Origin of the sequence: Streptomyces longisporoflavus, assembly GCF_014649775.1 — a bacterium.
In the GTDB taxonomy this organism is placed as follows: Bacteria; Actinomycetota; Actinomycetes; order Streptomycetales; family Streptomycetaceae; genus Streptomyces; species Streptomyces longisporoflavus.
Genome location: NZ_BMTR01000006.1, coordinates 58,980 through 78,831, shown reverse-complemented (window position 1 = coordinate 78,831; position 19,852 = coordinate 58,980). Strand labels below are relative to the sequence as shown.

Annotated in this window: 16 protein-coding genes; 9 read left to right on the top strand and 7 right to left on the bottom strand. The window is 72.1% G+C overall.

Annotated elements, in window-relative coordinates; genetic code table 11:
• Positions 1-138: 138 nt before the first annotated feature.
• Both IE226_RS14080 and IE226_RS14075 read left to right on the top strand, forming a co-directional pair.
• Positions 139-744, top strand: a complete 606-nt coding sequence (locus tag IE226_RS14080; protein ID WP_190081529.1) for an Rv1733c family protein — start codon at positions 139-141, stop codon at positions 742-744.
• A 186-nt stretch (positions 745-930) separates the two neighbouring features.
• Entirely contained in the window at positions 931-3,348 is a 2,418-nt protein-coding gene (locus IE226_RS14075) for a right-handed parallel beta-helix repeat-containing protein (RefSeq protein ID WP_190081528.1), read from the top strand.
• Here IE226_RS14075 and IE226_RS14070 read toward each other — a convergent pair.
• On the bottom strand, positions 3,308-5,638 hold the full coding sequence (locus tag IE226_RS14070) for a hypothetical protein (protein ID WP_229871000.1): 2,331 nt from the start codon (positions 5,636-5,638) through the stop codon (positions 3,308-3,310). The two genes, IE226_RS14075 and IE226_RS14070, sit on opposite strands and share 41 nt — an antisense overlap.
• A 283-nt stretch (positions 5,639-5,921) precedes the next feature.
• Between IE226_RS14070 and IE226_RS14065 the strand changes: the two genes are divergently transcribed.
• Complete coding sequence (locus IE226_RS14065) at positions 5,922-6,806, top strand: DeoR/GlpR family DNA-binding transcription regulator (RefSeq protein WP_190081527.1); 885 nt, start codon at positions 5,922-5,924, stop codon at positions 6,804-6,806.
• A gap of 64 nt (positions 6,807-6,870) precedes the next feature.
• A complete protein-coding gene (locus tag IE226_RS14060) occupies positions 6,871-7,359 on the top strand; it encodes an SRPBCC family protein (protein WP_190081526.1) in 489 nt (162 codons plus the stop codon).
• 24 nt (positions 7,360-7,383) lie between these two features.
• Here IE226_RS14060 and cds1 read toward each other — a convergent pair whose 3' ends face one another.
• Positions 7,384-8,478 carry an L-cysteine desulfhydrase Cds1 gene (gene cds1, locus IE226_RS14055; protein WP_190081823.1) on the bottom strand — a complete coding sequence of 365 codons (1,095 nt, stop codon included), beginning with the start codon at positions 8,476-8,478 and terminating at the stop codon, positions 7,384-7,386.
• 331 nt (positions 8,479-8,809) lie between these two features.
• On the opposite strand from cds1, the gene IE226_RS14050 reads away from it, so the two are divergent.
• Both IE226_RS14050 and IE226_RS14045 read left to right on the top strand, forming a co-directional pair.
• Entirely contained in the window at positions 8,810-9,139 is a 330-nt protein-coding gene (locus IE226_RS14050; protein WP_190081525.1) for a hypothetical protein, read from the top strand.
• 199 nt (positions 9,140-9,338) lie between these two features.
• The gene (locus tag IE226_RS14045) at positions 9,339-9,878 is read left to right on the top strand and encodes an ATP-binding protein (RefSeq protein ID WP_190081524.1); all 540 of its coding nucleotides are present in this window, start codon (positions 9,339-9,341) and stop codon (positions 9,876-9,878) included.
• 62 nt (positions 9,879-9,940) lie between these two features.
• On the opposite strand, the gene IE226_RS14040 is transcribed toward IE226_RS14045, so the two are convergent.
• From IE226_RS14040 to IE226_RS14025, 4 genes are all read right to left on the bottom strand, one after another.
• Positions 9,941-12,502, bottom strand: coding sequence for an ABC transporter permease (locus IE226_RS14040; RefSeq protein WP_190081822.1), 2,562 nt, complete (start codon positions 12,500-12,502; stop codon positions 9,941-9,943).
• Positions 12,503-12,528: 26 nt separating this feature from the next.
• Positions 12,529-13,377: an ABC transporter ATP-binding protein gene (locus tag IE226_RS14035; RefSeq protein ID WP_190081523.1), complete on the bottom strand. Its 849-nt coding sequence runs from the start codon at positions 13,375-13,377 to the stop codon at positions 12,529-12,531.
• Positions 13,374-13,691: an SHOCT domain-containing protein gene (locus IE226_RS14030; protein WP_190081522.1), complete on the bottom strand. Its 318-nt coding sequence runs from the start codon at positions 13,689-13,691 to the stop codon at positions 13,374-13,376. Before IE226_RS14030 ends, IE226_RS14035 begins: the two co-directional genes overlap by 4 nt.
• 428 nt (positions 13,692-14,119) lie before the next feature.
• Entirely contained in the window at positions 14,120-14,965 is an 846-nt protein-coding gene (locus IE226_RS14025) for an alpha/beta fold hydrolase (protein ID WP_190081521.1), read from the bottom strand.
• 135 nt (positions 14,966-15,100) lie between these two features.
• Here IE226_RS14025 and IE226_RS14020 point away from each other — a divergent pair, with 135 nt between their 5' ends.
• Both IE226_RS14020 and IE226_RS14015 read left to right on the top strand, forming a co-directional pair.
• Complete coding sequence (locus IE226_RS14020; RefSeq protein ID WP_190081520.1) at positions 15,101-15,697, top strand: TetR/AcrR family transcriptional regulator; 597 nt, start codon at positions 15,101-15,103, stop codon at positions 15,695-15,697.
• Positions 15,698-15,916: 219 nt separating this feature from the next.
• A complete protein-coding gene (locus IE226_RS14015; protein ID WP_190081519.1) occupies positions 15,917-17,125 on the top strand; it encodes an MFS transporter in 1,209 nt (402 codons plus the stop codon).
• Here IE226_RS14015 and IE226_RS14010 read toward each other — a convergent pair.
• Complete coding sequence (locus IE226_RS14010) at positions 17,122-18,354, bottom strand: ROK family protein (RefSeq protein ID WP_190081518.1); 1,233 nt, start codon at positions 18,352-18,354, stop codon at positions 17,122-17,124. The two genes, IE226_RS14015 and IE226_RS14010, sit on opposite strands and share 4 nt — an antisense overlap.
• Before the next feature lie 176 nt (positions 18,355-18,530).
• Here IE226_RS14010 and IE226_RS14005 point away from each other — a divergent pair, with 176 nt between their 5' ends.
• A complete protein-coding gene (locus tag IE226_RS14005) occupies positions 18,531-19,721 on the top strand; it encodes an MFS transporter (RefSeq protein WP_190081517.1) in 1,191 nt (396 codons plus the stop codon).
• Positions 19,722-19,852 lie beyond the last annotated feature (131 nt).

Sequence of the window (19,852 nt, the reverse complement as noted above, 5' to 3'; positions counted from 1 at the left end):
CCCCGGAACGGGGAACTCGAAGGCCCGGTCCGGACGTTGGACTCGGACGAGAAGGGTGATTTCCCTCTCTCTTCTCCCCGCCGACGCTTGGGCCGTGCCGGTCGCGGTTATGACGGACGCGGAAGGGGGTGCGGGACTGTGCGAGCACTAGTCGGACTCTGGCGCTGGCGGCACAATCCGCTGCGCCGGAAGACCGACCTCGTCGAGGCCTGGGTGGCCTGTGCGGCCTTGCTGCTCATCGTCCTCGCGGCGCCACTGGCCGGAATAGCGGTCGGCGGCCTCTCGAAAGACGCTCTGCAGGAGTCCGTGCGCAAGCAGCACGAGGTGCGGCACGAAGTCACGGGCACTGTGGTCAGGAAGGTCTCGAGACCCCCGGTGGACCCTGACCCCGAGACGTCCTCCGCCCGCGACAGGCACAGCCGCGTGCTCGCCGAATGGACCGCTCCGGACGGCACGGCGCACTCCGGCACCGTCCTCGCCGACCTCCGGGCCCCCGGCCCCGGCGACCGCTTCAAGCTCTGGACGGACGAGCGCGGCCAGGTGGTCGGGCGCCCCCTCGACGACGCGACCGCGGCCACGCATGCGGCGCTCGCCGGATTCGGCGTCGCGGCGGCGGTGGCCGGACTCGTGGAGGGCACCAGGAGGATCGTCGTCTGGCGGATCGTCCTGCGGCGTTACGACCGCTGGGACCAGGCCTGGGACAAGGCGGGGCCGGACTGGGGACGCACCGGCACCGGCTCCTGAGCAGCCCTCTGAGCGGCCGCCACCGCCTCCCGGTGCCGTGAGAGAGCGGCGATGACCAGGTGAGAGCCTGGCGATCGGGTCAACTCGCCCTCCCCGCGCGCGCTACGGTGGTCCGGCCGAACTCTTCGGCGCCTTGCGCGAGGTCGTGAGGTCCCGCGTACGACAAGGTGGGGGCAGAGCAACTCCATGGCACAGGGCACGGTCCAGGTGACGCACACCGGCACCTCGCGGTGGCGGCGCCGCACGGGTGAGTACGCATCGCTCGCTGCCGCCTTGGAGGCCGCGAGCGACGGGGACGTGCTCACCATCGCCCCCGGCACGTACCGCGAGAACCTCGTCGTCCAGCGGGCGGTGACGCTGCGCGGCCCCGAGGGCTCCCCCGGCTCCGTGCGCATCGCGCCGTCGGACGGGGTGCCGCTCACCGTCCGCTCGTCCGCCGTGGTGCAGGACCTGCACGTCGAGGGGCAGGACTCGGCGGCGCCCGCGCTGCTCGTCGAGGACGGCGCGCCCGAGCTCGTCGACATACGCGTGGTGACGCGTTCCGCGACCGGCATCGAGGTGCGCGGCGGAGCCCGCCCGACCGTGCGGCGGTGCACGGTCGACAACCCCGGCGGCATCGGCATCGCCGTGCTCGACGGCGGGGGCGGCGTCTTCGAGGAGTGCGAGGTCGTCTCGGCGGGCCAGTCGGGCGTCGCCGTACGCGGCGGGGCGCACCCCCGCCTCGAGCGCTGCCGGGTGCATCACGCATCCGGCGCGGGACTCTCGGTGACCGGAGAGCACTCGGGGCTCGAAGCGCTCGGCTGCGAGGTGTACGAGGTCAAGGGCTCGGGCGTGCAGGTCACCGGGCGTGCGGCCGCGCATCTGACGGACTGCGACGTGCACCGCACGACGTCGGACGGCGTCACGCTCGACACGGACGCCGTGCTCACGCTCGCCGACTGCCGCATCCACGACATCCCGGAGAACGCGATCGATCTGCGTTCCCGCTCGGTGCTCACCCTGACCCGCTCCACGGTGAGCCGGTTCGGGCGCAACGGCCTCTCGGTGTGGGATCCCGGCACGCGCGTGGACGCCAACCAGTGCGAGATCCACGACAGCACCGGCGACTACCCCGCGGTGTGGGTCAGCGACGGGGCGACGGCCGTCCTGGAGTCCTGCCGGGTGCACGACGTGCCGGACGCCCTGTTCGTCCTGGACCGCGGCTCGCGCGCGGACGTCGTCGACAGCGACCTCTCCCAGGTGCGCAACACGGCGGTGTCCGTGAGCGACGGCGCGACGGCGCAGCTGGACGACTGCCGCATCCGCGACGCCGCCACCGGCGCGTGGTTCCGCGACCACGGCAGCGGCGGCACCCTGGCCAACTGCACGGTCGACGGCGTGCAGACCGGCGTCATCGTCACCAAGGGCGCCGACCCCACCATCGAGCGCTGCACGGTCACCTCGCCCGCGGAGGCCGGGTTCTACGTCTCGGCGGGCGGTCGCGGCAGCCTGCACGGCTGCCGGGTGAACGACAGCGGCGGCTACGGCTTCCACGTCATAGACGGCTGCCGTACGACACTGAAGAAGTGCCGTACGGAACGGTGTGCGCGCGGCGGCTTCGAGTTCGCCGAGGACGGGCCGCTCGTCGAGGACTGCACCAGCGACGAGAGCGGCGGGGTGCGCACCGCGGCGGCCCCCGGCCGGGAGCCCGCCCCGCAGACGGCCACCCAGACCGTGGGCCTGCTCGGCGCGATGCCCGGACAGCGCGCCACGAACCCGGCGGCCGTGAGCGAGCCGCCCCCCGGCCCGCCGTCCCGCTCGTCGAAGGACGTGCTCGGTGAACTCGACACGCTGGTCGGCCTGGACAGCGTCAAGCGCGAGGTGCGCGCCCTCACCGACATGATCGAGGTCGGGCGGCGCAGGCAGCTCGCCGGGCTCAAGGCCGCGTCCGTGCGCCGCCATCTGGTGTTCACGGGCTCTCCCGGCACCGGCAAGACGACCGTCGCCCGGCTCTACGGCGAGATCCTCGCCTCGCTCGGCGTCCTGGAGAGCGGACATCTCGTCGAGGTGTCGCGGGTCGACCTGGTGGGCGAGCACATCGGGTCGACGGCGATCCGCACCCAGGAGGCGTTCGACCGGGCGCGCGGCGGTGTGCTGTTCATCGACGAGGCGTATGCCCTCTCGCCCGAGGACTCCGGGCGTGACTTCGGCCGGGAGGCCATCGACACGCTGGTGAAGCTGATGGAGGACCACCGGGACGCGGTGGTGGTGATCGTCGCCGGCTACACGGCGGAGATGAAGCGCTTCCTTTCCGTCAATCCCGGTGTCGCGTCCCGCTTCTCACGGACCATCACCTTCGGCGACTACGCCCCCGAGGAACTGCTCCGGATCGTCGAGCAGCAGGCGGAGGAGCACGAGTACCGTCTCGACACGGGGACGGGCGAGGCGCTCCTGAAGTACTTCACGGTGCTTCCCAAGGGCCCCGGCTTCGGCAACGGCCGCACCGCCCGCCAGACGTTCGAGGCGATGGTGGAGCGGCACGCGGGACGGGTCGCCCAGTTCGCGGAGCCGAGCACGGACGACCTCACCCTGCTGTATCCGGAGGATCTGCCGGAGCTGCCGTGAGCGCCGCGACGGGCTCGGCGGACTCGACGAGTTCAACAGGCTCGGCGGGCTCGACGGCACGCGGGCGCGGGGCGGGCACGGCGGCCTTGAGCCGGGCGAGGAGCCGGGCGCGCTCCTCGGCGAAGGCCGGGTCCGCCTGGTAGTCGGAGTGGCCCAGGATCGGTGCGGGCAGGGGGTGTTCCTCCGTGCGGCCGTAGACCAAGGGGTCCTTGAGGGCTTCGTGGTCGACCCGCGGTCCGTCGCCGTCGGGGACCACCCTGACGGGGCCGCCGATCGGGTCGGTGGTGCGGTGCAGGTTGCGCCAGCAGTCGACCTCGCGGTGCAGCGAGCTCAGGGCGGCCGGACCGAAGTGGGCCGGGAACCAGCGTCCGTAGAGGCGCTCCAGAGGTGAGCCGTACGTCAGGAGGGCGACCCGCTTGCGGACGGAGGGCCACAGCTGCCAGGCGGCCGCGGCGGCCAGGACGCTGCCCTGGGAGTGACCGGAGATGACGAGCCTGCCGCCGGTGGCGCGCGTCGCGCGGGTCCAGGTGTGCATGCGCCAGGTGAGGTCGGGGACGGCGCGCTCGGCATAGCAGGGGGGCGCGAAGGGGTGGGCGGCGCGGGGCCAGAACGTACCGACGTCCCAGAGGATGCCGATGGTGCGGCGTGCGGAAGGATCGCGGTAGGCGCGGCGGCCCCAGGTCACGAACAGTATGAAGCCGAAGCCGATCAGCCAGGAGCCCAGCGCCTGCGAGGTCTCGGCCGCTCCTTCGAAGAAGATGGGCAGCCCCTGTGCCGCCTCGCTGGGCACCTCCTCGCTCACCCAGGCGCCGACGAGCGCGCCCGCGCCGAGCAGCAGTGTGACCGCCGATGTGATGCCCACCAGGAGCGGCGCCCGGTCGGTGAGGGCGGCACGCGCGCGGGTGCCCGCGATACGGCGGCTGCGGGCCGCGTCCTCGGGCTCGCCGGGGTACTCGCGCGGGATGTCCGCCCGGTCGCGGCGGGCCCGCCGCCAGGTGCGGACGCCGAGCCAGCCGCAGAGCGCCGCGACGACCACGAGGAGCGGCGGGATCACGGACGCCTGCCAGGTCAGCAGTACGGGCGGGCCGTCGATGGTGCCGCCGGAGCCGGGCTCTCCCGAGCCGTCGAGCCAGTCGGCGACGCGCTGCGCGCCGCCTCCGGACATCACCCCGCCGAGCGCGCAGGACAGCATGGCGACGGCCGGCCCCGCGAAGCCGCGCAGCGCGGTGCGGGGGTCGGGTGCCGTGCGGTAGAGCGCGCGGGCGATCACGGCGAGGGCGATGACCAGGAGACCTTGGACCAGTGCGATGCCGCCGAAGGTCGCGTTGCCCGGCAGCCTTCCCTCGGAGGTCCAGCCGGGGCGTGACCATCCGGCGTAGAGAAGGGTGAGGACAAGGAGGGCGAGCGCTCCGAGGGGCAGCCTGCGGATCAGCTTCTCGTCGAGGTGCCGGTCGAGCTTGTTCTCGCTGCGGCCCCTGCGCCAGACCACCAGGACGACGATGCCGCCGCCCATCAGGAGCGTCGCGTCGAGGGCCCAGCCGAGGACGTCGAGCAGCGCGGATCCGCCGGGGCGCCGGTCGTGGCGCGCTGCCGACGTGCCGACCGCGGCGGCCACGGTGAGGAATCCCGCCGCCGTGTGCGCGGCCCGCAGCCGGGCCACGAGACGGCGGCCGTACCAGAAGCCGGGCTTGCCGAGCGCGCCGGTGCGCCCGGCCTCCTCCTCGGGGTCGGTCTGGTGGGGCAGCGGAGTCTGGGATTCGTACGCGCTCCAGGTGCGCTGCGACAGATACCAGAGCAGGCCGGTGAGCGCGGCGGGCACGACGGCGGCGAGCGCGAGGCGGCGGCCCGGCTGGCTCCACCAGCCGCCGTGTCCGGAGGCGTCGGGTGCCAGGAAGCCGAGCCAGGAGCGTTCGGCGGCGCACTCGGGGGTGCCGGCGCACTGCCAGGCCGTCAGGTCGATGGCGACCTCGCAGGCGGCGGCGACGAGCAGGACGGTGAGGGTGAGCCCGATGAGGCGCACCAGGAGGCCGTACGTGCGGACCGTCTTCTTCATGCGCCGCGACGTGGGCCGCATCCAGTGCGCGAGGTTGGCCACCATGAACGGAAGGAGCAGGAGCCACAGGGCCCGCGAGCCGTTCCCTGAGGTGAGGTTGCACCAGACGTACGCCTCGGGGACCGGTTTGCCGCGGTAGTCGTCCGGGCGCTTCTCGGCGTCGGCGTCCTGTGCGCGGCGGAAGACGGCCGCCGTGTCGTCACCGGAGACGCGGACGGTCCTCGGGTCGTCCAGCATCGCCTGTGGTGTGGTGCCCCCGACTCCGTGCACGAGGAGTTCGAGAGCCGTCTCATCTCTGTTGTCTGCTGCCACTGTTCCGCTTCCCCCGAATGTGCGCGTGGTCAGGCAAGTAGGATCTCCGCTCCCGGCCCCGCCCAACCTTCTCCTCACGTAATCTCCCCGTTCCGGGTGAACGCGCGGCGTCGGGCGGTGGGCCGCCCGTCAGTGGCGCGTGCGAGGATGAGGCAGCGCATGTGGACGGGCGCGACGGGTGTGACGAGGCAGAAGGGCCGGGACGGACGTGAGCGAGAATCAGAACCTCCTCGCCGAGCAGCGCCGCGCCCTGATCCTCGACGAGGTGCGCCGCCGAGGCGGCGTCCGCGTCAATGAGCTGACCCGCAAGCTGGGCGTCTCGGACATGACGGTCCGCCGGGATCTCGACGCCCTCGCCCGCCAGGGCGTCCTGGAGAAGGTGCACGGCGGCGCGGTGCCGGTGGTCGAGGCCAGCACGCACGAGCCGGGTTTCGAGGCGAAGTCGGGCCTGGAGCTGAACGCCAAGGAGGACATCGCGCGCACCGCGGCCTCCCTGGTGGCGCCGGGCACGGCGATCGCGCTCTCCGGCGGCACGACGACGTATGCGCTGGCCCATCATCTTCTGGACGTGCCGGACCTGACGGTGGTGACGAACTCGGTGCGGGTCGCCGACGTCTTCCACTCCGCGCAGCGCACGTCGGGGCGGCGGCAGGGCGCGGCCACCGTGGTCCTCACGGGCGGGGTGCGCACTCCGTCGGACTCGCTGGTCGGCCCGGTCGCCGACCAGGCGATCGGCGCGCTGCACTTCGACGTGCTCTTCCTGGGCGTGCACGGCATATCGGCGGAGGCCGGTCTGTCCACGCCGAATCTCGCGGAGGCGGAGACCAACCGGCGTCTGGTGCAGTCGGCGCGCCGCGTCATCGTGGTCGCCGACCACACCAAGTGGGGCACGGTGGGCCTGAGTTCGTTCGCCACCCTGGAGCAGGTGGACACGCTCGTGACGGATTCCGGGCTGCCGACGGAGGCGCGGGCGGAGATCTCCGAGCATCTGCGGCGCCTGGTGGTCACGGACGAGGCCACAGAGCCGGGCCCCGGCGGGCAGACGGACATCGCGGAGCGGGCGGAGAACGCCGGGGGCACCGCAGACATCTGACGGGCCGCCAGCTATGGTGACGGTGGACGGTCAACCACCCGATCCCGCTTGGGGGCCGAGTTCGATGGCACGCCGACTGAGGCCCGTGGGGCTCGAGTTCGCCGAGACCGCTCCGCTGCGTCTGGTCTTCGCCCGTGAGGTGAGCGCGTCCCCGGAGGCGGTGTACCGCGCCCTCGCTGACGACACGACCGCCTGGCCCGAGTGGTTCACGGCGGTCACCCTCTGCCGCCCCACCGAAGGCGCGGACGGCAGCAAGGGCCGCGAGGTCCGGCTCAAGGGCGGCACCCGATTCTGGGAGACCATAGTCGCGGCCGAGGCGCCCCAGCGGTACGCCTACCGCGTCGACGAGTCGAACGCCCCCGGCCTGCGCGCGCTCCTCGAAGAGTGGCGGCTCACCCCGGCCGGGACCGGCACCCGCGTGCAGTGGACGTTCGCCGCGGACGGCGCCGCGCCCTTCCGCTTCGCCCTGACGCTCGGCAGGTCCGGCATGGGGCGCGCCTTCCGCGACGCGGTCACGGCCCTCGACCTGCGTCTCGCAGCGGCCAACGCCTGAGCGCCGCAGGGCCGTTGGGGCCCTTCAGGTCCAGGTGCCGTCGGCGAGGAGCGACTTGATGGCGGTCGCGTACGGCGTGATGTCCAGGCCCTGTTGGGCCAGCCACGCGTCCGAGTAGTACTTGTCCAGGTAGCGGTCGCCCGGGTCGCAGATGAGGGTGACGACGCTGCCCGTGCGGCCCGCGGCCACCATCTCGGCGACGATCTTCAGGGAGCTCCACAGGCCGGTGCCGGTCGAGCCGCCCGCCTTGCGGCCGATCGCCTGCTCGAGCGCCCGTACGGCGGCGACGCTCGCCGCGTCCGGTACCTTCATCATGCGGTCGATCGCGCCGGGCACGAAGCTCGGCTCCATCCGGGGCCTGCCGATGCCCTCGATGCGGGAGCCGCAGTCGCTGGTGGCGTCCGGGTCGTGCTGGGTCCAGCCGTCGAAGAAGCACGAGTTCTCGGGGTCGGCGACGCACAGCCGGGTGTCGTACTGCATGTAGTGGACGTAACGGGCGATGGTCGCCGACGTGCCGCCCGTGCCCGCCGTGGCGACGATCCACGCGGGTTCCGGATAGCGTTCAAGGCGCATCTGCTGGTAGATCGATTCGGCGATGTTGTTGTTGCCGCGCCAGTCCGTGGCCCGTTCCGCGTAGGTGAACTGGTCCATGTAATGGCCGCCGGTCTCGACGGCGAGGGCGGCGGACTCTGCGTACATCATGCGCGAGTCGTCCACGAAGTGACATTGACCGCCGTGGAATTCGATCAGGCGGCACTTCTCGGCGCTGGTCGTGCGGGGCATCACCGCGATGAAGGGCACCCCGATCAGCTTCGCGAAGTACGCCTCGGAGACGGCCGTCGAGCCGCTGGAGGCCTCGATGACCGGCCGTCCTGGCCGGATCCAGCCGTTGCAGAGGCCGTAGAGGAACAGCGAGCGGGCCAGCCGGTGCTTGAGGCTGCCGGTCGGATGGGTCGACTCGTCCTTGAGATACAGGTCAATGCCCCATTGCTCCGGCAGCGGGAAGCGCAGCAGATGCGTGTCGGCGGAGCGGTTGGCGTCGGCCTGGACCTTGCGTACGGCTTCATTCAGCCAGGCCCGGTACTCCGCGTCGCTGCGGTCCACGTCGAGCGTGGCCATCGGTTCATCGGCTTGATCCTGCTGTGTGGTGCTCACCGCGCGGCTCCTAGGGCGACAACCTGGCCGCGCTCGCAGCGGGCCGGACACTTCGATCATAAGCACCTTCCGCACGCTCCTCACCTGCATAAACACACCTTTGAGCACCTCAAAGGAACACCTGGCTCAGCCGACTGACACCGCGGCACGGCACACTGGGAAGAGGACGGCGTCCATTTATGACCACGACTTCATACGCACTGGTGCTCGACGCCATGTGCGTGCAGACTGCACCGCACGGGACGGCGGTCCCGTACGGAACGACCAACCGAATCGCTCAAGGGGGCGGAACGTCATGGCGGAGCCGGAGTTCACGGCCACGGGCGTGCGAATCGGACGACGGCTGCGCTCTCTCACCCGGGCGGGTCAAATCCGCATCACCGACGGCCGGTTCGAGCTCCTGACGAGTTACGGCCGGGAGATCGACAGCGCGCCGGTCCAGACGGTGCGGGCCGGAAAGCCGTGGTTCGCCTCCGACGACCGCGCTCTTGCCGAACTGAACGGCACGCGCTATCGGCTCACCCTCGCCGACCATGAGCCGGCCCCCGGCAAGTCGGGGCCGCCCACGGTAGGCAGGTTCATCGACGCGGTTCGCAGGGCCGGAGGTCACCGGGCACGCGCCTGAGAGGCCCGTGCGCTCCCGGGGTGCGGTGCGAGTTGCAGGCCCGCGCCCCCTGAGTCACTCTGGTGTCACATCACTCTGGGTTCATCGGCGATGACGCTGCGAACCAGCCCGCCGGCACCAACAGCAGCCGGCAGACCCCGCGGCCGCTGCTGAATCCGATCGTCGCCTTCTTCCGGACGCAATTCGGGGAGTCGCAACCGTGATCAGCCAGCCAAGCAGGTATTGCACGGTAGAGCTTCAGGCCCTGCCGTCGCGGATCGGCCAGGTCCGCAGAATCGTATCGGCGCAGTTGCGCTACTGGCATCTCGATCCGTTGATCGACCGAGCCGCGCTCGGTGTGACCGAGCTTCTGACCAACGTGCACCGGCACGCACAGCCGGACAAGGTGTGCACCGTGGAGATCGAGCTGCTGCTCGACCGCCTCACGGTCTCCGTGCACGACCACGATCCGCGTCTTCCCGAAGTGCACGACGCGGAACTCTTCGAGACGTGCGGCCGCGGGCTTGCCATGGTCGCCGCGGTCAGCCAGAGCTGGGGGGTACGCCCCCACGGCGACACGGGCAAAGTCGTCTGGTTCACCCTTCCGGCCCCCACGCCCGCCGTCGCGCTGCCGTCCACGTATCCCGCGTACGGCGTTGCCACGCCCGGCCCCTTCGCGGACCTGGGCACCGGGGCGCCGTCGCTCGCCGACGGGCACGCGCCCGGACACGCTCCCGCCCGGTCGGCCGTTGTCGGCTGACCGGGCGGTGACAGACTCCGCGGGACGGGCCGTGCCTGTCACCGCGGACCGGGCGTCCTACGTCACTCGGTGGCGATGGCACGCAGCACGTCCAGGCGTGCGGCCCGCCGTGCCGGACGCAGACCCGCCAGGGCTCCCGCCGCCAGGCCCACCAGGACGACCACCGCCAGTTGCACGGGTGGCACCGCGAACGCGAAGGCACTGCTCGTCGCGCCGTCCGAGGCCTTGACGAGCACCCAGCCGAGGAACCCGCCGAGCACGAGACCACCGGCCGTGCCGAAGGCGGCGACGAGGACCGACTCCCAGCGGACCATGGCCCGCAGCTGCGCCCTGGTCTGGCCGACGGCACGCAGCAGGCCGAGCTCGCGGGTCCGTTCGTGGATCGCGAGCGTCAGGGTGTTGGCGATGCCGAGCAGGGCGATCAGGACGGCGAGCGCCAGCAGGGCGTAGACGAGGGTCAGCATCATGTCGATGCCGCCCGCCGCGGACCGTGCATATGCGTCACGGGTCTGCACATCCGGATTGCCGTACTCCCGCGCGGTCCTGGTGACGGCCGCCTTGCCGTCCTCCGCGCTCACGCCGTCCTTGAGGGTGACGGAGACGAGGCTGTCGGCGTCCTGCATGCGGTGCGGCGCCCAGGCCTCGCGGGTGATGACGTAGTCCCCGGCGAGTTCCGACCTGCCGTACACCGCCCGGACGGTGAAGGTGGCCTTCTGCCCGTCGGCGAAGGCGAGCCGGGCCCTGGAACCGACCTCGAGGTCCTGCTTGTCGGCCTCCTCGCGGGTGATGGCGATGCCGTCGGTGCCGAGGCCGTTCAGCGATCCCTCGACCTTGCCGAGGTCGAAGGACTCGGCGAAGGGCGCCGGGTCGGTGACGGTCAGCGCGCGCCCCTCCCCCTCGACCTCCGCCGCGCCCTTGCCGAGGCCGACCGCGGTCGCGACCTCCGGCCGCCCGGCGAGCGCGGGGGCCAGCTCGGGGCTGAGTCCGCTGCCGCCCGCGCCGAAGCCGGGGGTGCTGATGGCCAGGTCACCGGCGAAGGAGCGGTTCACCGTCTGGTCCATGGTCGCCTTCAGGGATGCGCCGAAGACCGTGAAGAGCGAGACCACGGCGACGCCGATCATCAGTGCGCCCGCGGTGGCGGCGGTCCGCTTGGGGCTGCGCAGGGCGTTGCGCCGGGCGAGTCCGCCCGTGACGCCGCGCAGCCGGTCGAGGGGCGCGCCGAGCACGCGTACCGCCCGCGAGGAAGCGACCGGCCCGAGCACGACGAACGCGGCGAGCGCGAGAACCGCCCCGGCGCCCGCCAGCCATACGGACGGGCTGACGAGGACGCCGGTCAGCGAGAGCCCCACGGCGGCGAGCGCGAGGAGCGCGCCCGTCACCGCCCGGCTCCGCGACGCCCCGGACTGGTCGAGAGCGGTCTCGCGCAGTGCCGCGAGCGGTGCGGTGCGCCCGGCGCGAAGGGCGGGCAGTACGGCCGAGCCCAGGCAGACCACGATGCCCACCGCGAGCGGCAGCAGCATCGACAGGGCGCTGATCACCAAGTCGCCCTCGGGGAAGGGGAAGCCGATCACCGGGAAGAGCCTCTGGAGTCCGGCCGCGATCCCGATGCCGCCCGCGAGGCCCGCGACGGACGCCACCATGGCGACCACGCCCGCCTCGATCAGGGTGGCCGCGGTGACCTGCCTCCGCGAGGCGCCGAGTGCGCGCAGGAGGGCGTTCTCGCGGGTGCGCTGGGCGACGACGATCGCGAAGGTGTTGTGGATGCTGAAGGTCGCGACGAGCAGCGCGACGCCGGAGAAGACGAGCAGGAAGCCGGTGAAGAGCGTCAGGAACTGCCCGGAGATGTTGTCGGTGTTCTCCGCGGCCGACGCCTCGCCGGTGATCGCCTCAACTCCCCCGGGAAGTACGGGACTCAGCGCGTCGACGAGTTCCTGCTCGCTCATGCCGGGGCCGGCCCGCACCTGGATGGACGCGGCCTCGCCGGGCTTCGGCGTCAGGTACTTCTCCGCGTCGGCCAGGGTCATGCCGGTGAAGGTGGTCTGCGCCATGCCGTCCTCGCCGCCGAACGTCGCGAGGCCCACGATCGTCACCTCGACGGGCCCGGGGGTGCGCAGCGTCGTCGTGTCGCCGATCTCCAGGTCACCGGCTTCGGCGGCACCACGGTTGACGACCACCTCGCCGGACCTGGCGGGGGCGCGGCCTTCGGCCAGCCGGTAGGCGTTCAGTTCGCCGTCGTCGATCCAGTTGCCGGCCAGGGTGGGCGGGCCTTCGCCGCCGATGGGCTCCCCGTCCTTGCCGAGCAGCTGGCCCGCGCCCTGGATGGCCGGTGCGGCGGCGGCCACCCCGTCGGTCCGCTCGATCTTCTGTGCCAGCGAGGTCTTGACGGGCTGCCGGGTGCCCTGGCTGTCGTCGGGCGTGGTGATGGTGTCGGCGCTGCGGACGACGGCGTCGGTACCGCGCGTCGCGTTGCCGAACATCGTGTCGAAGCTGCCGCGCAGGGTGTCGCCCATGACGAGCGTGCCGGCCAGGAAGGCGACGCCGAGCATGACCGCGAGGAACGTACCGGCGAAGCGCCGCTTGTGGCCGCGCAGCGAGGAGAGGCTGAGGCGCGCGGACGTGCCCAGGGAACTCCTGGACGTGCCGGGAGGGCTCATGACGGCGCCCCCTTGCCGCCGGGAACTGCCGCGCTCGTCGTGTCGAATTCCTTGAGCCGGTCAAGGACCTTGTCGGCGGTCGGGTCCGTCATCGTGTCCACGAGGCGGCCGTCGGCCAGGAAGACGACCTCGTCGGCGTGGGCTGCGGCCACCGGGTCGTGGGTGACCATGACGACGGTACGGTCCATCTGCCGCACGGCGCGGCCGAGCAGCCGCAGGACGTCCTCGCCGGAGCGCGAGTCCAGGTTGCCGGTCGGTTCGTCGGCGAAGACGACGTCGGGCCGGCCCGCGAACGCCCGCGCCACGGCGACGCGTTGCTGCTGCCCGCCGGACAGCTCGGCGGGCCTGTGGTGGAGTCGGTCGCGCAGCCCCACCACATCGATGAGGGCGTCGGTCCACTCCGCCGACGCGCGGTCGCCCCGCTTTTTGGCGAGGTCCATCGGGAGCGTGATGTTCTCGGCCACGGTCAGCGTCGGCACCAGGTTGAAGGCCTGGAAGACGAAGCCGACGCGGTCGCGGCGCAGGAGCGTGAGGCGGCGGTCGTCGAGCGCGCCCAATTCGGCGCCGCCGATGCGGGCGCTTCCCGAGGTGAGGGTGTCTAGGCCCGCGGCGCAGTGCATCAAGGTGGACTTGCCCGAGCCCGACGGGCCCATGATCGCGGTGAAGCGTCCGGCGGGAAACCCGACGCTCACCCCGTCCAGGGCCCGTACGGCGGTGTCGCCGCTGCCGTAGACCTTGACGGCGTCGGTGACGCGGGCGGCGTCGCGGGTGGCGGTGCCGGAACCGGGGCCGGAGCCGGAACCGGGGCCGGGGCCGGGGCCGGGTTGTCCGGTCGCGGTGGTCATGCCGCACCGCCCTTGGGGGTGCGTCCACCCTTGGGGGTGCGTCCGAACTCCTCGTTCAGGACGGACAGGCGGCGCCAGTACTCGTCCTCGTCGATCTCGCCGGCGGCGAAGCGACGGCCGAGCAGGGCGATGGGGGACTTCTCGTCGATGCGTGCGTGGTGCTCGGCGCCGTACCGCTGCCACGGTGCGCGGCGGCCCCGCCATACGGTGCGGCGCAGGAGGGTGATGCCGCCGATCACGACGGCCGCCCAGACGAGCGGGAAGAACAGGATCCACGGGCCGGGCCCGCCGTCGAAGTGAGCCAGGGTGTTCATGGTGTCCATCTCCTCGGAGGTCAGCGCGGGGGCCGACGCGGAAACTGGCGCGGAGGCCGGCCGACGGTTCGGCTTGAGCGATGCTTCGAGGCTCGCGCTCCGAGGGGGTCCGGGTCGTCGTACGGCCAGCGGCCGTGCGCGTACCACTGCGGGAGTACGTGGGCGTGGCGGGACTGCTCCCGGCTGGTCTCCTGTCCTGCGGCCCATTCCGTACGGTGTCCAGCGGTGTCCACTTGATCACGCTCTCGCCGCCGGCCGTCCGGAACGACGCCAGCTCCCGCGCGGCGGACGCGACTGAATCCGACTCCTGTCCCATGCTGCCCTGGCCCGCGCCCGCGTGCTGCTGGATCGCCTTGGGCCATGAGCACTCCCGGGATGTTCACCGCGAATCCGGCGCGGGCGTTCGCGGTGGAGTGGCGTAAGGGCGCTCAGACCTGCGAAGCAGTCCGGAAGCCTGTCGTCAGGTGTGCGAGCAAGCGGGCCGGTGCGTCCTCCTGGATGGTGTGGCCCGCGTTGTCCAGCCAGGTCAGCTCGGCGTGCGGAATCCGGGCATCGAGGAAATCGGCGAACTCCGTTGGGAGAAGGCGGTCTTGGCGGGCCCAGATGATGCGGGTCGGCACGTCCACCTTGCCCAGGAGAGGTTCGAGCTCGTCCGTCTGAGACTGTGCGAACTGTCGGTACTGGCGGTAGAACGCCGCCTGGCCTGCCGTGCCGCGCCATGGGTCGATGTACGCGTCCAGGACGCCCGGTCCGTAGCCGGTGTGCGTGGCGTGGCGGAGGTGGCCGGCCACCAGCGCTTCGTGGGCGTAGTCGGGGAGTTGCTCGAAGACGTGCGCGTTCTCACGGATGAGCTTGAAGTAGCCCGTCCCCCACTCGCCGCCGCCGACCGCGTCGACCAGCGTGAGGTCTTTGTACTCCGCGCCCTCCAGGAGCAACGCCCGCAGCGCCACCGCACCGCCGACATCGTGCGCGACGACGCTGGGGCGGTCGCCGCGGTCCAGGCCCCAGTGGGCGAGAAGGCGGGCGAAGAGCCTGCCCTGTGCCGCCAGGCCGACGTCCTGCCCCTCCCGCTGCTCCGACTGCCCGAAGCCGAGCAGGTCCCAGACGTAGACCCTGCGGGTACGGGCCAGGGCGGGGGCGATCTCGCGCCAGATGTACGACGAGAACGGCGAGCCGTGCAGGAGGACCACCGGGTCCCCCTCCCCGAACGACGCCCACCTCACATAGCCGTCCGGCGTCTCGAACGTCTCCCCCAACTGCCACTGCCTGGTCATGTTCGGATACCCCCCGCTGTCGTCGATCAGCTCCGGCTTCCCGTCCTGGAGATCGACGTTACCAGTAGGATCGATTAAGGGGTAACTCTACCTTACGTATTGCACTGGGCGTTCCAAAACAGGTACCGTCCCGGCATGGCCCGACCGCGAACCTTCGACGAGGAACGGGCCCTGGACGCGGCGATGCGCGCCTTCTGGGTGAACGGCTACGAGGCCACCTCGACCCAGGATCTGTGCGACGCCACCGGACTGGGCCGCAGCAGCATCTACAACACCTTCAGCAGCAAGCACGAGCTGTTCCAGCGAGCCCTGGCCCGCTACATCGATTCCATGACGGCCGGTCAGGTCGAGATCCTGGAGGATGCCGGGCGCTCCCCGATGGAGCGTCTTCGCGCCCTCTTCGCCCGCATCGTCGACTCCGAGTTCGAGTGCCGCGAGGACGGGCACAGCATCGGCTGTCTGACCGTCAACACGACCGTGGAGCTCGCCGGGCGTGACCCCGAGGCCGCCGAGCTGCTCGCACGCGACCTCGCGGCGCGTCTTGCCGCCATCAGCGCCGTCATCCGTGCAGGCCAGAGCGGCGGTGACATCTCTTCCACGCGGGACGCGGGCGATCTGGCCCGCTTCCTGAACGCCGTCATCGGCGGCATGCGGATCTCGGCACAGGGCGGCGCCGACCGTGCCGCCCTGACCGCCATCGCGGAGACCGCCCTGGACTCGCTGACACGCTGACACGCCGACTCGGACACCCCGGCGCCAGCGCTCCGCCGCGCCGCCGCTCCCCCGGCCCGATGCGGCCCGATGCGGAACGACCCGGCCCGGACCGCCCCTTGACTCCATCCGCGCTCTCGCACGCCCTTGTTTTGGACTGAGCAGTTCATAACGTACGCGTGCACCACCCGCACGCGCTTCTTCGCCCGCCCAACACCCCAGCCCCGACAGGAGTCCCCAATGCCCCGCGCCGTCTATCTCCTGGCCCTCGGCATCTTCGCCATGGTGACCAGTGAGTTCGTGGTCGCCGGTCTGATGCCGCAGATGGCCGAAGGACTCGACGCCACCATCCCGGAGATCGGGTACCTGATCACCGCCTTCGCCGCGGCCATGGCCTTCGGCGGGCCCTTTCTCACCGTTGCGCTGTTGAGGATGCGTCAGAAGGGCGCTCTGCTCGTCCTGTTCGGGATTTTCCTCGTCGGCAACGTCCTCGCCGCCCTCGCCCCGGACTACCGCACCATGCTCGTGGCCCGCGTCATCACGGGCATCGCGTCACAGGCCTTCTTCGGTGTCTCCATCTCCCTGTGCGCGCGGCTGACCCGGCCCGAAGCGCGGGGCAGGGCCATCGCGGTGGCGCTCAACGGGTTGATGCTGGGTACGCTCCTCGGCCTGCCGCTCTCCACCGTCATCGGCGAACACCTGGGCTGGCGCGCCGCGTTCTGGGCCATCACGGGCCTGACCGTCCTCGCCGCGCTCGCCACCCTCGTCGGTGTTCCGCGTATCGAGAGGGCCGACGACGACGGCGGTCTCCGCCGGGAGCTCGGCGCCTTCCGCAGCCCCCGGCTCTGGCTGTCCCTGACGACCAGCACCTTCGCCATCGGGGCCACGTTCTCCGCCTTCAGCTACCTCAATCCGATCCTCACCGAGGTCACCGGTTTCTCCGCGGGCACGGTACCCCTGCTGCTCATCGCGTACGGAGCGGCCACGGTCATCGGCAACACCGTCGTCGGCAGGCTCGCCGACAAGCACACCCTGCCGGTGCTGCTCATCGGCCTGCTGCTCAACATGGCCTTCCTCGCGGGCTTCGCCCTGTTCGCCGGCCTGCGCTTCCCCGCCGTGGCGTTGCTCACGGGCATCGGCCTGGTCGGAGTCACCATGAACCCGGCTCTCGTGACCCGCGTCCAGCGCGCGGGCAACGCCCGGCCCCTGGTCAACACCGTCCACTCCTCGTTCATCACCCTCGGCATCATCGTCGCCACGTCCGTCGGCGGACCGGCCATCGACGCGTTCGGGCTGCGGGCGCCGCTCTGGATCGGCGCCGTACTCGCCGGACTCGGCCTCTTCACGCTGCTGCCCGATCTGAGGCGGGCACGTGCCGGGCGGACCTCCACCGCCACAGACGCGGTCGAGGTTCGGAGTCCCGCCGCGAAGGAGAACGTCCGCCTCTAGCCGAGCGCCCCGAGGGGGTCGTCGAGCACCGGCTGCCAGGCCAGCTCGGCGGCCCCCACCAGGCTGTTGTGGTCCAGGGTGCAGGCCAGGATCGGGACGCCCCCGCTGCGCCCCCACAGGCTCCGGTCGGCGACGACGGCCCGCAGCCGCTCGGGGTCGGCCTCCAGAAGCGCACGGTGCAGGCCGCCCAGGATGATGCGGTCCGGGTTGAGGATGTTCACCAGGCCCGCGAGCCCCAGACCGAGGCGGTCGATCAGCTCCTCGGCCGCCGCGCGGACCGCGGGGTCGCCGCCCGCGTCGGCAAGCAGTTCGCGGGCCTGCTGCAACAGCCCCTCGGGGCCGGGCTCGCGACCCGCCGCCGTGAGGAAGGCCAGCGGGTCGGTCTCGACGTCCAGGCAGCCCCGGCTCCCGCAGTAGCAGGGGCGGCCCTCCGGATTGACGGTGAGGTGCCCGACCTCAAGGGCGAGGCCCGAACTGCCCGTGTGCAGGCGCCCGTCGAGGACGAGCGCGCCGCCGACCCCCCGGTGCCCGGTCGCGACGCACAGCAGGTCGCGGGCGCCGCGCCCGGCTCCGTGCCGGTGCTCGGCGAGGGCCGCGAGGTTGACGTCGTTGGCGGCGAACGCCGGTCCCGTGATGCCGGCGTCCCGTACGCAGTCGGCGAAGATCTGGCGGACCTGCGAGCCCGCGGGCCACGCCAGATGCAGCGGATTGAGGGCGGTGCCCTCCGGTTGCGCGACGGCGGACGGCACCGCGAGCCCTGCGCCCACACACCGCCTGCCGGTGTCCTCGAGGAGCCGCGCGCCGGCGTCGATGACCGAGCCGAGGACCTGCGCCGGGTCGGCGTCGATCGTCTCGCAGCCGGGCGCGGTGGCGACGATCCGGCCGCCGAGCCCGACGAGCGCGGCCCGGAAGCCGTCGGAGTGCACCTGTGCGGCCAGCGCGACAGGGCCGTCGTCCGCGAGGGAGAGACCGTGCGAGGGGCGGCCCTGCGAACCCGCAGGGGCGCTCGGCTTCGCGTCGATCCTGATCAGACCGAGCGCCTCAAGCTCGGCGGCGACGGCGCCCGCCGTGGCACGGGTGACGCCGAGTTCGGCGGTGAGCACGGCACGGGTCGGGGCGCGCCCGGTATGGACCAGCTCAAGAGCGGGACCGAGCACGCCGCGTCCGCGCTCCAGGCGCGTACGCGTGGACAGATCCCCCTCGGTACGGGAGGCAGCCTTGCCGTTCATGAGGGCGAGTCTCCCATGATCCGTACGCCGTCTCGCCGTTCGGCCGACATCTGCTCGTACACCGCGCGTCCACTGCCCTTCCCCTGAAGCCTCACAGGAATCCTCCGCCCATCGGTGACCGCCGCCTCGCACGAGCTGGCTTGTATGCCACGGGTGCGCACCTCTACCCTGAGTTTGTGCCGCTACTAAACAAAACCACGTCCGCAGCGTCGCGGGCCACTCCCCCGGACCTTGTCCGGCTCCGTGTCGCACTCACCGTCTTCTTCGCGCTCGACGGCTTCATCTTCGCCGGATGGGTCGTCCGTATCCCCGCCATCAAGGAACAGACCGGCGCGTCGGCGAGCGACCTCGGGCTCGCGCTGCTCGGCGTCTCCGCCGGTGCCGTGATCACGATGACGCTCACCGGGCGGCTCTGCCGCCGCTTCGGCAGCCATCCGGTGACCGTGGCCTGCGGGGTGCTGTTGCCGCTGAGCGTCGCGCTGCCGCCGCTGACGCACTCGGCCCTCGCGCTCGGCCTCGTGCTCCTGGTGTTCGGGGCCGCTTACGGCGGGATCAACGTGGCGATGAACAGCGCCGCCGTCGACCTCGTGGCCGCACTGCGGCGCCCGATCATGCCCGGCTTCCACGCCGCCTTCAGCCTGGGCGGGATGGCAGGGGCCGGGCTCGGCGGGCTGATCGCCGGGTCCCTGTCCCCCACCCGGCACCTGCTCGGCCTCACCGTGCTCGGCCTGCTCGTCACCGCCGTCGCCGGACGCGCACTGCTGCGCCTCGAAGCGCCGGTGCCCCCGGCCGACCGCACCGACACGGACGGCGCCCCCGAGCGCCTCGACGGCCGCACCCGCCGGCTGGTGATCGTCTTCGGCCTCATCGCCCTCTGCACCGCCTTCGGCGAAGGAGCGCTCGCCGACTGGGGCGCCCTCCACCTCGAACAGGACCTGGCCGCCCACCCCGGCGTCGCCGCCGCCGGCTACTCCTGCTTCGCCCTCGCCATGACCATCGGCCGGCTCAGCGGCACCACCCTGCTCGAACGCCTCGGCCAGACCCCCATACTCGTCGCCGGCGGCACCACCGCCGCCGCCGGCATGCTCCTCGGCGCACTCGCCCCCACCGTGTGGCTCGCGCTCATCGGCTTCGCCGTCACCGGGCTCGGCCTCGCCAACATCTTCCCCGTCGCCGTCGAGCGCGCCGGTGCGATGGCAGGGCCCGACGGCGTCGCCACCGCCTCCACCCTCGGCTACGGCGGCATGCTCCTGGGGCCGCCCGCCATCGGCTTCATGGCCGACTGGTTCACCCTGCCCATCGCCCTCACCAGCGTGGCGGTGCTCGCGGGCGTCGCCGCGCTGATCGGGCTCACGGCCCGTCGATGACGAAGGACGGCGGGCCGCGGCGCCGGCTGCCCCACTCCAACGTGCCGCGAGCGGTTGTTGGTTAGGGTGATGGTCGGGCCGGGGAGTGCGGGTCTCGGACAGGGGAAGCGGAGGCCGCGGATTCATGGTTG

Excerpts from the sequence above, each read along its gene's own strand:
- IE226_RS14035 (WP_190081523.1), bottom strand. The coding sequence starts at position 13,377 with ATGACCACCGCGACCGGACAACCCGGCCCCGGCCCCGGCCCCGGTTCC.
- IE226_RS14010 (WP_190081518.1), bottom strand. The coding sequence starts at position 18,354 with ATGAACGGCAAGGCTGCCTCCCGTACCGAGGGGGATCTGTCCACGCGT.
- cds1 (WP_190081823.1), bottom strand. The coding sequence starts at position 8,478 with ATGGCCACGCTCGACGTGGACCGCAGCGACGCGGAGTACCGGGCCTGG.
- IE226_RS14030 (WP_190081522.1), bottom strand. The coding sequence starts at position 13,691 with ATGAACACCCTGGCTCACTTCGACGGCGGGCCCGGCCCGTGGATCCTG.
- IE226_RS14075 (WP_190081528.1), top strand. The coding sequence starts at position 931 with ATGGCACAGGGCACGGTCCAGGTGACGCACACCGGCACCTCGCGGTGG.
- IE226_RS14025 (WP_190081521.1), bottom strand. The coding sequence starts at position 14,965 with ATGACCAGGCAGTGGCAGTTGGGGGAGACGTTCGAGACGCCGGACGGC.
- IE226_RS14020 (WP_190081520.1), top strand. The coding sequence starts at position 15,101 with ATGGCCCGACCGCGAACCTTCGACGAGGAACGGGCCCTGGACGCGGCG.
- IE226_RS14050 (WP_190081525.1), top strand. The coding sequence starts at position 8,810 with ATGGCGGAGCCGGAGTTCACGGCCACGGGCGTGCGAATCGGACGACGG.
- IE226_RS14015 (WP_190081519.1), top strand. The coding sequence starts at position 15,917 with ATGCCCCGCGCCGTCTATCTCCTGGCCCTCGGCATCTTCGCCATGGTG.
- IE226_RS14070 (WP_229871000.1), bottom strand. The coding sequence starts at position 5,638 with ATGCTGGACGACCCGAGGACCGTCCGCGTCTCCGGTGACGACACGGCG.
- IE226_RS14060 (WP_190081526.1), top strand. The coding sequence starts at position 6,871 with ATGGCACGCCGACTGAGGCCCGTGGGGCTCGAGTTCGCCGAGACCGCT.